Genomic DNA, 12579 nt, shown 5'->3' on the forward strand with positions numbered 1-12579 from the left:
ACGCCCGGTTACATTCCGAACCCGGAAGCTAAGCCTTACAGCGCCGATGGTACTGCAGGGGGGACCCTGTGGGAGAGTAGGACGCCGCCGAACAATTTTTGGAGGACCCTTGGTCCCAGCGTTCAGCTGGGGCTGAGGGTCCTTTTTTGTTTTTCCCCCTTTTTGTTTTGCCGCAGTGCGGGAACCCGACTGCGCGACGATGATCAGCGGTACCGAAGACTAGGAGTCACCGATGTCCACCAACTCTCCCGACGAGCGCCCGGAGCGCGAGCCACGCCGCCGGGACGGTGGTGACCGCGGCGACCGAGGCGGCTACCGCAGCAACGACCGTGGCGGCCCGCGCCAGGGCGGCGACCGCGGTGGTTTCGGCCGGCGTGACGACCGTGGCGGTGACCGCGGCGGCTTCCGCCGTGACGACCGTGGCGACCGGGGTGACCGTGGCGGCTTCGACCGTCGCGACGACCGCGGTGGCGACCGTGGTGGCGACCGCAGTGGGTTCCGTCGTGACGGTGGCCGCGACGACCGTGGTGGCTTCCGCCGCGACGACCGTGGCGGGGACCGAGGCGGCTTCCGCCGTGAGGGCGGGGACCGGCCGGCGTTCCGCCGGGACGACCGGCGTGACGACCGTGGCGGTGACCGCGGTGGGTTCCGTCGCGACGACCGTCGTGATGACCGCGGTGGCGACCGTGGGGACCGTGGTGGCTTCCGTCGGGATGACCGGCGTGACGATCGCGGCGGCGACCGTGGTGGCTTCGACCGCCGCGATGACCGGGGCGGCGAGCGCCGCGAGTTCGACCGTGACGGGTTCCGTGGGGGTCGGGACGACCGCCGTTCCGACGACCGCGGCGGGTTCCGCCGTGACGACCGTGGCGGTGACCGCGGTGGGTTCCGTCGCGACGACCGTCGTGATGACCGCGGTGGCGACCGTGGGGACCGTGGTGGCTTCCGTCGGGATGACCGGCGTGACGATCGCGGCGGGGATCGCGGTGGCTTCGCGCGCCGTGACGACCGGGGCGGCGAGCGCCGTGAGTTCGACCGTGGCGGGTTCCGCCGGGACGACAGCCGGGGTGAGCGTCCGGAGCGCGGGGGCTTCCGTGGCCGGGACGACCGCGGCTTCCGGGGCGGTTCCGAGCGCCGCGACGACCGCGGCCCGCGTCGCGACGACCGCGAGGAGCGCGGCGGGTTCCGCCGTGACGATCGCGGCGGTGACCGTGGTGGCTTCCGTCGGGATGACCGGCGTGACGACCGCGGCGGCGACCGTGGTGGCTTCGACCGCCGCGACGACCGGGGCGGGGACCGCGGTGGCTTCCGTCGCGATGACCGCCGTGACGACCGCCGTGACGATCGCGGTGGGGACCGTGGTGGCTTCGGTCGGCGTGACGACCGTGGCCCGCGCCGTGACGATCGTGGCGGGCGGCCCGGTGGCGGTGGCTTCCGGGGTGGACGCCGGGACGACGACCGCGGGGGTTACCGCGGGCGGGACGACCGGCGCGGCGGTGGCGACAGCGGTGGACGCTACCGTGAGGAGCGTCAGCGCGAGCGCGACCGTGAGCCCATCAAGCGGCTGCCGATCCCGGAGGACGTCACCGGCGACGAGCTGGACAAGGACGTCAAGCAGGAGCTCCAGAGCCTGCCCAAGACGCTCGCCGAGGACGTCGCCCGCAACCTGGTGATGGTCGCCCGGCTGATCGACGAGGACCCCGAGGGCGCCTACGGCTACTCCCGGGTGGCCCTGCGGCTCGCCTCCCGCGTCGCGGCCGTGCGTGAGGCGGCCGGGTTCGCCGCGTACGCCAACCAGAAGTACTCGGAGGCGCTGGCCGAGTTCCGCGCCGCCCGGCGGATGACCGGCACCGTGGACCTGTGGCCCGTGATGGCCGACTGCGAGCGTGGTCTGGGCCGGCCCGAGAAGGCACTGGAGATGGCCGGCGCCGCCGAGGTGCACCGGCTGGACAAGGCCGGACAGGTGGAGATGCGCCTGGTCGCGGCGGGTGCCCGCCGTGACATGGGGCAGCTCGACGCGGCGATCGTGACCCTGCAGAGCCCCGAGCTGGCCTCCAGCGCCGTGCACCCCTGGACCGCGCGGCTGCGGTACGCCTACGCGGACGCGCTGCTCGAGGCCGGGCGCGAGTCCGAGGCGCGTGACTGGTTCGCCAAGGCGGTCGAGTCCGACCGGGACGGCAGCACCGACGCCGCGGACCGCCTGGCGGAGCTCGACGGCGTGGGCGGTTTCGTCGACGCGCTGGACGAGGACGCCGCCGACGAGGGCGAGCCGGTGATCGAGACCGCCCCCGAGGCCGACCAGGACGCCGAGGCCGAGGAGGACAAGGTCGAGGACACGGCGGCCGAGGACGGCGCCGAGCCGCTCGCGGGCCCGGACGAGCGCGGGTCGAAGGACGACGGGGCCGTCAAGGACGGCGACGAGGTCTGACGGGTGACCGCTTGCCGTAGCGGCGCGTGAGGGACGTGAGGAAAGGAAAGGGCGGGGCCGGTGGCCCCGCCCTTTCTCATGTCCTGGGTCCGCTCATTCCCCGACCAGGCGCAGGACCAGGCCGGAGGCGGGCTTCGGGCCGAACGAGGTGGACTTGCGGGGCATCTTCACGCCCTGCTCGGCCAGTTCGCGCACGACCTCCTCGCGTACCGGGTGCAGCAGGACGGCCGTGCCGCCCTCCCGTTCGGCCTGCTGGACGGTGGCCGCGGCGTCGTGGATGTAGGTGATCTGGTCAGGGGAGTCCTCCGGGATGCGCCAGACGTCGTCCAGCAGGGTCCGGTGCAGGACGGTGGCGTCCAGCGATCGCCAGGCCTCGGGCGGGCCGGACGGGACGGTCCGGGCGAGGAGGGCCGGGTCGGGACGGTGCACCAGGTGGAAGGAGCCGTCCCCGGCGAGGAGGAAGGCGTTGCCCTCGCCGGCCGCCGCGGCCAGCTGCTCCAGCGCTTCGGGCAGGGCGGCGTCGAGGCGACGGACCCGGAAGAGGCCACTCAGGGCGGACAGCGCCTCGGGCACCGGAAGGCGGCGGAGGAGGCGGTGGATGGCCCGGACCCGCAGCGGATAGCGGGTGCTGTCGACCAGCAGCACCAGGCCGTGGTCCCAGGGGCCGGGGGAGGGGAGGTGGGAGTCCCGCAGCCGGAGGTAGGTGGCCCAGCGGTGATGGCCGTCGGCGATGAGGGCCGTGCGGCGGCCCAGGTCCCGCCGGGCCGTGGCCTGCTCGGCGGGGTCGGTGACCGCCCAGAGGCGATGGGCGACGCCGTCCTCGGTGACGGTCGACAGCAGCGGTTCACGGCCCGCCGCCGCCTCGACGACCGCCGCGGCTCCACGGACGTCGCCGTCCCCGTCGCCGCGGTAACTGAGCAGGAGCGGTTCGAGGTTGGCGGAGGTCGCCCGCATCAGGGCCGCGCGGTCGGCGACCACGTGCGGCATCACGTCCTCGTGGGGGAGGACCACGCCCTCCTCCGGGTCGGACAGGCGGAGCGCTCCGATCAGGCCGCGCTGCAGCAGGCCGTCGACACCCCGCTGTTCGTAGACGTACAGGGCGGGCCGGTCCTCCACGGTCAGGACGCCGTCGTCCGTCCAGCGGCGCAGGGTCGCCGCCGCGCGGGCGTTGCGCTCCGCCGGGTCCAGGGCCTGCGGGAGGATCAGCCGGACGATGTTGTGCGGGTCCAGCGCCTCCAGGTGGTGCAGCCCGTCGGGGCGGACCACCACGTCGTACGGCGGCGAGGTGACGGCGGCCAGGTCGCGCACCCGGTCGGCGGCGTAGCGCAGGCCGCGGAACGGGCCGAGTTCGAGTCCGTGCCGTCCCTGCTCCCCGTGGTGACCTGCTGTGCTCATTGGTGCATCGTATGTGCGCACCTGACGTGAGGGATCATCGGGGGAAGAGCGGATCCCCAGTGGTGCGGAAGGAGCGGGAACATGACGCGGACCGTCAGGACGCGGCCGGAGGGCAGCGGCGGTCAGGTGCTGCGCGAGGCCTACGACACGGCCCTGCTGGACCTGGACGGCGTGGTGTACGCCGGCGGCGAGGCCATCGTGCACGCGGTGGACTCGCTGGCCGCGGCCAGGGACGCCGGGATGCGGCTCGCGTACGTCACCAACAACGCGCTGCGCACGCCCGACACGGTGGCCGGGCACCTGACGGAGCTGGGCATACCGACGGAGGCCGGTGAGGTGATCACCTCGGCGCAGGCGGTGTCCCGGCTGGTGGCCGAGGCGCTGCCGCCCGGGGCGCGGGTGCTGGTCGTCGGCGGCGAGGGGCTGCGGGTCGCCCTGCGGGAGCGCGGGCTGGAGCCGGTCGAGTCGGCGGACGACGACCCGGCCGCCGTCGTCCAGGGGTACGGCGGGCCCGACCTCACCTGGGGCCGGTTCGCGGAGGCCTGCTACGCCATCGCGCGCGGGCTGCCCTGGTTCGCCTCCAACACGGACCTGACGGTGCCGACGGCGCGGGGCATCGCACCGGGCAACGGCGCGGCGGTCGCGGTGGTGCGGATGGCCACCGGGGCGGAACCGCGGGTGGCGGGCAAGCCGCTGCCGCCGATGCACCGGGAGACCGTCCTGCGCACCGGCGCGCGGCGGCCGCTGGTCGTCGGGGACCGGCTCGACACGGACATCGAGGGCGCCTACAACGGGGAGGTGGACTCGCTGCTGGTGCTGACCGGGGTCACCGACGCCGCCCTGCTGCTGGCCGCGCCGCCCGAGCACCGGCCCACCTACGTCGACGCCGACCTGCGGGGACTCCTCGTGCCGCAGCCCGAGGTGACGGCGGACGGGGACGGATTCCGGTGCGGCGGCTGGCGGGCCGTCGGGGAGCGGCGGGAGTTGTCGCTGAGCGGTGACGGCGAGCCGCTGGACGCCGTGCGGGCGCTCTGCGCCGCGGCCTGGACGGCGGCGGGGGACGGCGAGTGCTCGCTCGACGCGGGGAAGGCGCTGGCCCGGCTGGGGAGGTGACCGGCCGGTCGCGCGGCAGGTGGTGAACGGGGCGTCGAGCCCCACGGTTGGTTAGGTTAACCTAACCAGGTGTTCACAGACACTCCCACCCAGCAGCGCGTCGCGGCGCCGCCCGCCGGGCCCGCGCGGCAGCGGCGACGCTCGGCCATGAAGGCCGTCGGCCTCGTGGCCGCCCTCGCGCTGCTGGTCCTCGTGGCCGCGGCGAGCATCGCGGTCGGCGCCAAGCAGCTGTCCATGGACCAGGTCTGGCACGGCCTGTTCGCCGACACCGGCACCTACGGCGACGTCGTCGTGGGTGAGCGGCTGTCGCGGACCGTGCTGGGCCTGCTCGCCGGCGCGGCGCTCGGTCTGGCCGGCGCGGTGCTGCAGGCCCTGACCCGCAACCCGCTCGCCGACCCGGGCCTGCTCGGCATCAACGCCGGGGCCTCGGCCGCGGTCGTCACCGCCATCACCTTCTTCGGCGTCACCTCCCTCGCCGGCTACGTCTGGTTCGCCTTCGCCGGCGCGATGGTGGTCGGCGCGCTGGTCTGGTTCCTCGGGGGCAGCCGCGGGGCGACGCCCGTGCGGCTGGCGCTGGCCGGCATGGCGATCGCCGCCGCGCTCCAGGGCTACCTGCAGGCGCTGATGATCCTGGACGAGGCGGCGCTCGGCCGGATGCGGTTCTGGACGGTCGGCTCGCTGGGCGCCGCGTCCTGGCAGAGCATCGGGCAGGTGCTGCCGTTCATCGCCGTCGGCACGCTGCTGGCGCTGGCGCTGGCGCGGCCGCTGAACGCCATGGAGATGGGCGACGACACCGCCCGGGCGCTCGGCGCCCACCTCAACCGGACGCGGGCCCTGTCCATGCTGGCGGCCACCCTGCTGTGCGGGGCGGCCACCGCGGCGTGCGGGCCCATCGTCTTCGTCGGCCTGATGGTCCCGCACGTGGTGCGGTCCTTCACCGGGCCGGACCTGCGCTGGATCCTGCCGTACGCCACCGTGCTGTCGCCGGTGCTGCTGCTGGGCGCGGACGTGATCGGGCGGGTCGTGGTGCGGCCCTCGGAACTGCAGGTCGGCATCGTCACCGCGGTCATCGGCGGGCCGCTCTTCATCTTCCTGGTCCGACGGCGGAGGACGGCGCAGCTGTGACAACCCTCAAGAGCTCCCCGCGGCCCGTGCTGCGGATCGGCGAGCGCGTCTCGCTGCGGATACGGGTCCGTGCCGTGGTCGTGGTGCTGCTGCTGGCGCTGCTCACCCTCGCCTCCGCGGTGGTCCTGATCGGCACCGGCGACTTCCCGATGTCCTTCGCCGACGTCCTGTCCGTGCTGTTCGGTTCCGGCCACCCGGCCGACGAGCTCATCGTCCAGGAACTGCGGCTGCCGCGGGTCCTGGTGGGGCTGCTGGTCGGCGCCGCGCTCGGGCTGGGCGGCGCGCTGTTCCAGGCGATCTCCCGCAACCCGCTCGGCAGCCCCGACATCCTCGGCCTCGGCCAGGGCGCGACGGCCGGCGCGCTCACCATGATCGTGCTGTGCTCCGGCAGCGCCACCGCCGTCACGACCGGCGCGCTGGTGGGCGGCCTGGTCACCGGCGCGGCGATCTACCTGCTCGCCTGGAAGCGCGGCGTGCACGGCTACCGGCTGGTCCTGGTCGGTATCGGCGTCAGCGCGGTGATGACCGCGGTCAACAGCTACCTGATCACCAAGGCCGACATGGTCGACGCCGCCCGGGCCGTGGTCTGGATGACCGGGTCGCTCAACGGCCGGGACTGGACGCAGGTGTGGCCGCTGCTGGCGCTGTGCGTGGTGCTGGTCCCGCTGGTGCTGGCCAACGAGCGGGGCCTCAGGATGACCGAGATGGGCGACGACGCCTCCTACGCGCTGGGTGTGCGCGTCGAGCGGCTCCGGCTGGTGCTGCTGGGCTGCGCGGTGCTGCTGACGTCGGCGGCCACGGCGGCGGCGGGGCCGGTGGCCTTCGTGGCGCTCACCGCGCCGCAGCTGGCCCGGCGGCTGACCCGGTCGCCGGGGCCGAACCTGGTGCCGTCCATGGTCATGGGCGCCGCCCTGCTGATCGTCGCCGACCTGCTGTCGCAGCGGGCCTTCGGGTCCGACCAGTTGCCCGTCGGTGTGGTCACCGGCGCGCTGGGCGGCGTCTACCTGCTGTGGCTGCTGGTCACCGAGCGGAAGGCCGGACGGATATGAGCGCCGGGACACACACCGTCGCAGAGTCGAAGAGTCGAAGAGGAGTACCGGCGCCCGTGAACCGACTGTCGGCCCAGAACGTCACCCTCGCCTACGAGCAGCGCGTCATCGCGCGCGAGCTGTCGGTGGAGATACCCGACAACTCGTTCACCGTGATCGTCGGCCCGAACGCCTGCGGCAAGTCGACGCTGCTGCGGGCGCTGTCGCGGATGCTGCGGCCCAGCGAGGGCCGGGTGCTGCTGGACGGGGAGGTCATCCAGTCGCTGCCCGCGAAGAAGGTGGCGCGCACGCTGGGACTGCTGCCGCAGTCCTCGGTCGCCCCCGACGGCATCACGGTGGCCGACCTGGTCGCCCGCGGGCGGTACCCGCATCAGGGGCTGCTGCGGCAGTGGTCGCCTCAGGACGAGCGGGTCGTCCAGGAGTCCATGGAACGCACCGGGGTGGCCGAGCTGGCCGAGCGGTACGTGGACGAGCTGTCCGGGGGGCAGCGGCAGCGGGTGTGGATCGCGATGGCCCTCGCGCAGGAGACGCCGCTGCTCCTGCTCGACGAACCGACCACCTACCTGGACATCCAGCACCAGCTCGACGTGCTCGACCTGTGCGCGGAGCTGCACGAGGAGCACGGACGGACGCTGGTCGCGGTGCTGCACGACCTCAACCACGCGGCGCGGTACGCCACGCACCTGATCGCGCTGCGGGGCGGGGAGGTCGTCGCGGAGGGGGCGCCGGGGGAGGTCGTCACCGCGGAGCTGGTGGAACGGGTGTTCGGGATCCGGTGCCAGGTGATCGCCGACCCGGAGACGGGTACGCCCCTGGTCGTCCCGGCGGCCCGCCAGGCCCGCGCCACCACGCCTTAGCTTCCGGGGTCCGCCGCGTGGGGGACCATCTCACCGCCGGCCCACGCGGTGCACCGGTCCCGCCCTCCAGCGGGCGGTCGCGCCGCTGCGCCTGTGCGGTGACTGCTCCCCTTCAGCCTGCGGGCAACCGTGCCGCTGGGCGGCCCAGCCGCCCGCAGGAGGATGAGGTGCCGTAGCCGCGGTTCGACGCCCTCGCGGCGAAACGGACCGAGGGCGGCGGGGTTGGGGTTCAGAGGAGGGTGCGGAGGTGGAGGAGGTCGCGGAGGGGGGCCTGGAGGGTGAGGCGGCCGGTGGCCCAGGCGTGGGGGAAGGGGAGCGCGCCGGAGACGAGCGCGAGGAGGTCGTCGCCGGTCGCGGAGAGACGGATCCGGGCCGGCTCGGACGGCACGCCCCGGACCGTGTCGTCGAGCACCAGCCGCCCCCCGGTGAGCCGCCCGGTGAACGTGACGTCCAGGTCGGTGACGTGGCAGCTCAGGGTCCGCTCCACGGCCGCCGCCTCCCGCACCCTGCCCGGCGCGGACGCGAGACGCCCCGCCAGCTCCTCCAGTGCCGCACGGCACTCCTCGATCGTGGCCATCGCGACAGACGGTACCCCCGTGGCACGAGGTAGCGTCGTGCCATGAGCGAGACACCACCCGAACCGCCGCGGGACGAGGACGAGGACCCGGCCGCCCCGGCCCCGCTCGGGGTCCCCCGCACCCCCACCGGCGACGCCCGCGTCGACGCCGCGCTGGAGCGGCTCGCCGACGCCGACCACCTCGCCGCGGACGGTCACCTCGAGGTGTACGAGGATGTACACGGGGCGCTGCGCGAGGCGCTCACCGCGCTGGACAACCCCATCGCGTCAATGCCGCACGACAACAGGAGCTGAACCGAACGTGGCAGGAGTGGCACGCCGCCGTCTCGACGCCGAACTGGTGCGCCGGAAGCTGGCCCGCTCGCGGGAGCACGCGAGCCAGCTGATCGCCGCCGGCCGGGTCACCGTCGGCAAGGCGGTGGCGACCAAGCCCGCCACCCAGGTGGAGACCGCGGCCGCGATCGTGGTGGCGCAGGACGACAGCGACCCCGAGTACGTCTCGCGCGGCGGCCACAAGCTGGCCGGCGCCCTGGCGGCGTTCGTGCCGCGGGGGCTGGAGGTCGAGGGGCGGCGGGCGCTGGACGCGGGCGCCTCCACCGGCGGGTTCACCGACGTGCTGCTGCGCGCCGGCACCGCGCACGTGGTCGCCGTGGACGTCGGCTACGGGCAGCTCGCCTGGTCGCTGCAGAGCGACGGGCGGGTGACGGTGAAGGACCGCACCAACGTGCGGGAGCTGACCCTGGAGCAGATCGACGGGGTGCCGGTCGACCTGGTCGTCGGCGACCTGTCGTTCATCCCGCTGGGTCTGGTGCTGCCCGCGCTGGCGCGGTGCTCGGCGCCGGACGCGGACCTGGTGCTGATGGTGAAGCCGCAGTTCGAGGTGGGCAAGGAGCGGCTCGGCAGCGGTGGTGTGGTGCGCAGCCCGGAGCTGCGCGCGGAGGCGGTGCGGGAGGTCGCGCGGCGGGCGGGCGAGCTGGGACTCGGGGTCCTCGGCGTCACCGCGAGCCCGCTGCCCGGACCGTCGGGGAACGTCGAATACTTCCTGTGGCTGCGTGCCGGGGCGCCCGCCCTGGACCCGGCCGACGTCGAACGGGCAGTGGCGGAGGGGCCGCGTTGAGCGCATGCAGAACTGACGGGCAGGACCGCACGGTCTTCCTGCTGGCCCACACCGGGCGTCCGGCGGCCGTCCGCAGCGCCGAGCTGGTGGTGGCGGGGCTGCTGGCCGCCGGGCTCGGCGTGCGGGTGCTGGAGTCCGAGGCGCACGACCTGCCGCTGCCGGACAGCGTCCAGCTGGTCGCCGAGGCCACGCCCGAGTGCCTGGACGGGTGCGAGCTGCTGGTCGTCCTCGGCGGCGACGGCACCCTGCTGCGCGGCGCCGAGTTCGCCCGCGCCTCCGGGGTGCCGATGCTCGGCGTCAACCTGGGCCGGGTCGGGTTCCTCGCCGAGGCGGAGCGCGACGCGCTCGACCAGGTGGTGGAGCGGGTGGTCGCCCGCGACTACGAGGTCGAGGAGCGGATGACGGTCGACGTGGAGGTGCACCGCAACGGCAGCGTCGTCCACACCGACTGGGCGCTCAACGAGGCCGCCGTGCAGAAGGTCTCCGCGGAGAAGCTCCTGGAGGTCGTGCTGGAGATCGACGGGCGGCCGGTGACCGGGTTCGGCTGCGACGGCATCATCTGCGCCACGCCCACCGGGTCGACGGCGTACGCGTTCTCGGCCGGCGGGCCCGTGGTGTGGCCCGAGGTCGAGGCGCTGCTGATGGTGCCGATCAGCGCGCACGCCCTGTTCGCCAAGCCGCTGGTGACCTCTCCGGACTCGGTGCTGGTGGTGGAGGTGCTGCCGCACATCCCGCCGGGGGTGCTGTGGTGCGACGGCCGGCGCACGGTCGAACTGCCGCCCGGGGCACGGGTGGAGGTCCGGCGGGGCGCGGTGCCGGTGCGGCTGGCGCGGCTGCACCACGCGTCGTTCACCGACCGGCTGGTGGCGAAGTTCGCCCTTCCCGTCGCCGGCTGGCGGGGCGCCCCGCACTGAGCCGCGGCGGCCTCCGGGCGGCACGCCCGGGCGGGGGCGCGTCGCGATCATGGCCCTCGACCTCGTAAGGTCGGGGACGTGTTGGAGGAGATGCGGATACGGTCGCTCGGAGTCATCGACGACGCGGTCGTCGAGCTGTCCCCCGGTTTCACCGCGGTCACGGGTGAGACCGGCGCGGGCAAGACGATGGTGGTCACCAGCCTCGGTCTGCTGCTCGGCGGTCGCGCCGATCCCGCGCTGGTGCGGATCGGTGCGAAGAACGCGGTGGTCGAGGGCCGGATCGCCCTGCCCGCCGACGCGCCCGCCGTCACCCGTGCCGAGGAGGCCGGCGCCGAGCTCGACGACGGCGCCCTGCTGATCAGCCGCACGGTCTCCGCCGAGGGCCGCTCCCGGGCCCACCTCGGCGGCCGGGGGGTGCCCGTCGGGCTCCTCGCCGAGCTCGCCGACGAACTGGTCGCGGTGCACGGGCAGACCAACCAGCAGGGCCTGCTGAAGCAGAACCGCCAGCGGCAGGCGCTCGACCGGTACGCCGGCGCGGCCGTCTCCGGGCCGCTGGAGAAGTACACGGACACCTACCGGCGGCTACGGGCGGTCTCCGCCGAGCTGGAGGAGATCACCACCCGGGCCCGTGAGCGGGCCCAGGAGGCGGACCTGCTCCGGTACGGCCTGGAGGAGGTCAACGCCGTCGAGCCCCGGCAGGGCGAGGACACCGAGCTGGCCGCCGAGGCGCAGCGGCTCGGGCACGCCGAGGCGCTGGCGCAGGCCGCCACCGCCGCGCACGGCGCCCTGGCCGGCGACCCGGAGGACCCCGAGGGCGTCGACGCCGGATCCCTCGTCTCGGGCGCCCAGCGCGCCCTGGAGGCGGTCCGCTCGCACGACCCGGCGCTGGCCGCGCTCGCCGACCGGGTCGGGGAGATCGGGATCCTGCTCGCCGACGTCTCCGGCGAACTCGCCGGGTACGCCGGCGACCTGGACGCCGACCCGCTCCGGCTCGCGGCCGTGGAGGAGCGCCGGGCCGCGCTGACCCAGCTCACCCGGAAGTACGGCGAGGACATCGACGCCGTGCTGGCCTGGGCCGAGCAGGCCGCCGCCCGGCTCACCGAGCTCGAGGGCGACGACGACCGGGTCGGTGAGCTCACCGCCGAACGCGACGGGCTCCGTGCCGAACTGGGCTCCCTCGCCGAGCGGCTGACCGAGGCGCGGACGGAGGCGGCCGAGCGGTTCGCCGCCGCGGTCACCGAGGAACTGGCCTCCCTGGCCATGCCGCACGCCCGGGTGTCGTTCTCCGTCCGGCAGACCGAGGACCCTGACGGCATCGAGGCCGGCGGCCGCACGGTGGCCTACGGGGCGACCGGCGTGGACGAGGTCGAACTGCTGCTCGCCCCGCACCCCGGGGCGCCGGCGCGGCCGATCGCCAAGGGCGCGTCCGGCGGTGAGCTGTCCCGGGTGATGCTCGCCGTCGAGGTGGTCTTCGCGGGCACGGACCCCGTCCCCACCTACCTGTTCGACGAGGTCGACGCCGGTGTCGGCGGCAAGGCCGCGGTCGAGATCGGGCGGCGGCTGGCCCGGCTCGCGCGGACCGCGCAGGTCGTGGTCGTCACCCATCTGCCGCAGGTCGCGGCCTTCGCCGACCGGCAGCTCCTGGTCGAGAAGACCAACGACGGATCGGTCACCCGTTCGGGCGTCAAGGTGCTCGAGGGGGAGGACCGGATCCGTGAGCTGTCGCGGATGATGGCCGGTCAGGAGGACTCCGAGACCGCCCGGGCGCACGCGGAGGAACTCCTCGGGACGGCGGCCGCCGCGCGCGCCGAGCTCTAGGCCGAAGGGCCCGGGAGGGCGGGAGCGGGTCTGCGGACCGCCCGCGCTCTGGCATCCTGGGCGGCGGACGAACGAGCGCCGACGGCGGGGCGGGGGGGGGGGGGGCCCCCCCCCCCCCCCCCCCCCCCCCCCCCCCCCCCCCCCCCCCCCCCCCCCCCCCCCCCCCCCCCCCCCCCCCCCCCCCCC

The 12579-nt window shown here is 74.9% G+C and carries 11 protein-coding genes and 1 rRNA gene; 10 read left to right on the top strand and 2 right to left on the bottom strand.

Annotated elements, in window-relative coordinates; all coding sequences use genetic code 11:
* Both rrf and ACWD3O_RS33780 read left to right on the top strand, forming a co-directional pair.
* Nucleotides 1-93, top strand: a 5S ribosomal RNA gene (gene rrf, locus ACWD3O_RS33775); the annotation flags it as partial.
* 1471 nt (nt 94-1564) lie between these two features.
* A complete protein-coding gene (locus tag ACWD3O_RS33780) occupies nt 1565-2428 on the top strand; it encodes a tetratricopeptide repeat protein (protein ID WP_451413264.1) in 864 nt (287 codons plus the stop codon).
* 93 nt (nt 2429-2521) lie between these two features.
* On the opposite strand, the gene ACWD3O_RS33785 is transcribed toward ACWD3O_RS33780, so the two are convergent.
* Nucleotides 2522-3823 carry a DUF1015 family protein gene (locus ACWD3O_RS33785; RefSeq protein WP_451418530.1) on the bottom strand — a complete coding sequence of 434 codons (1302 nt, stop codon included), beginning with the start codon at nt 3821-3823 and terminating at the stop codon, nt 2522-2524.
* A gap of 81 nt (nt 3824-3904) precedes the next feature.
* Here ACWD3O_RS33785 and ACWD3O_RS33790 point away from each other — a divergent pair, with 81 nt between their 5' ends.
* The 4 genes from ACWD3O_RS33790 to ACWD3O_RS33805 all read left to right on the top strand — a co-directional run bounded on the left by ACWD3O_RS33790 (nt 3905) and on the right by ACWD3O_RS33805 (nt 7967).
* A complete protein-coding gene (locus ACWD3O_RS33790; protein ID WP_451418531.1) occupies nt 3905-4936 on the top strand; it encodes an HAD hydrolase-like protein in 1032 nt (343 codons plus the stop codon).
* Nucleotides 4937-5005: 69 nt separating this feature from the next.
* Nucleotides 5006-6061: a FecCD family ABC transporter permease gene (locus tag ACWD3O_RS33795; RefSeq protein ID WP_451418532.1), complete on the top strand. Its 1056-nt coding sequence runs from the start codon at nt 5006-5008 to the stop codon at nt 6059-6061.
* Nucleotides 6058-7110 (top strand): FecCD family ABC transporter permease, encoded by a 1053-nt coding sequence (locus ACWD3O_RS33800; protein ID WP_451418533.1) that lies wholly within the window; start codon nt 6058-6060, stop codon nt 7108-7110. Before ACWD3O_RS33795 ends, ACWD3O_RS33800 begins: the two co-directional genes overlap by 4 nt.
* A complete protein-coding gene (locus tag ACWD3O_RS33805) occupies nt 7107-7967 on the top strand; it encodes an ABC transporter ATP-binding protein (RefSeq protein WP_451418534.1) in 861 nt (286 codons plus the stop codon). The genes ACWD3O_RS33800 and ACWD3O_RS33805 overlap by 4 nt, the downstream gene beginning before the upstream one ends.
* Before the next feature lie 229 nt (nt 7968-8196).
* Here the strand turns inward: ACWD3O_RS33805 and ACWD3O_RS33810 are convergent, their stop codons facing one another.
* On the bottom strand, nt 8197-8544 hold the full coding sequence (locus ACWD3O_RS33810) for a sterol-binding protein (RefSeq protein WP_451418535.1): 348 nt from the start codon (nt 8542-8544) through the stop codon (nt 8197-8199).
* 42 nt (nt 8545-8586) lie between these two features.
* Between ACWD3O_RS33810 and ACWD3O_RS33815 the strand changes: the two genes are divergently transcribed.
* The 4 genes from ACWD3O_RS33815 to recN all read left to right on the top strand — a co-directional run bounded on the left by ACWD3O_RS33815 (nt 8587) and on the right by recN (nt 12393).
* Nucleotides 8587-8838 (top strand): hypothetical protein, encoded by a 252-nt coding sequence (locus tag ACWD3O_RS33815; RefSeq protein ID WP_451413252.1) that lies wholly within the window; start codon nt 8587-8589, stop codon nt 8836-8838.
* Nucleotides 8839-8845: 7 nt separating this feature from the next.
* Nucleotides 8846-9661: a TlyA family RNA methyltransferase gene (locus ACWD3O_RS33820; RefSeq protein WP_451418536.1), complete on the top strand. Its 816-nt coding sequence runs from the start codon at nt 8846-8848 to the stop codon at nt 9659-9661.
* On the top strand, nt 9658-10575 hold the full coding sequence (locus ACWD3O_RS33825; RefSeq protein WP_451418537.1) for an NAD kinase: 918 nt from the start codon (nt 9658-9660) through the stop codon (nt 10573-10575). Before ACWD3O_RS33820 ends, ACWD3O_RS33825 begins: the two co-directional genes overlap by 4 nt.
* 90 nt (nt 10576-10665) lie before the next feature.
* A complete protein-coding gene (gene recN / locus ACWD3O_RS33830) occupies nt 10666-12393 on the top strand; it encodes a DNA repair protein RecN (protein ID WP_451418538.1) in 1728 nt (575 codons plus the stop codon).
* The last annotated feature ends 186 nt before the right edge of the window (nt 12394-12579 follow it).

Source organism: Streptomyces sp. NPDC002640, assembly GCF_053592575.1.

Excerpts from the sequence above, each read along its gene's own strand:
- ACWD3O_RS33785 (WP_451418530.1), bottom strand. The coding sequence starts at position 3,823 with ATGAGCACAGCAGGTCACCACGGGGAGCAGGGACGGCACGGACTCGAA.
- ACWD3O_RS33790 (WP_451418531.1), top strand. The coding sequence starts at position 3,905 with ATGACGCGGACCGTCAGGACGCGGCCGGAGGGCAGCGGCGGTCAGGTG.
- ACWD3O_RS33805 (WP_451418534.1), top strand. The coding sequence starts at position 7,107 with ATGAGCGCCGGGACACACACCGTCGCAGAGTCGAAGAGTCGAAGAGGA.
- ACWD3O_RS33810 (WP_451418535.1), bottom strand. The coding sequence starts at position 8,544 with ATGGCCACGATCGAGGAGTGCCGTGCGGCACTGGAGGAGCTGGCGGGG.
- ACWD3O_RS33815 (WP_451413252.1), top strand. The coding sequence starts at position 8,587 with ATGAGCGAGACACCACCCGAACCGCCGCGGGACGAGGACGAGGACCCG.
- recN (WP_451418538.1), top strand. The coding sequence starts at position 10,666 with ATGCGGATACGGTCGCTCGGAGTCATCGACGACGCGGTCGTCGAGCTG.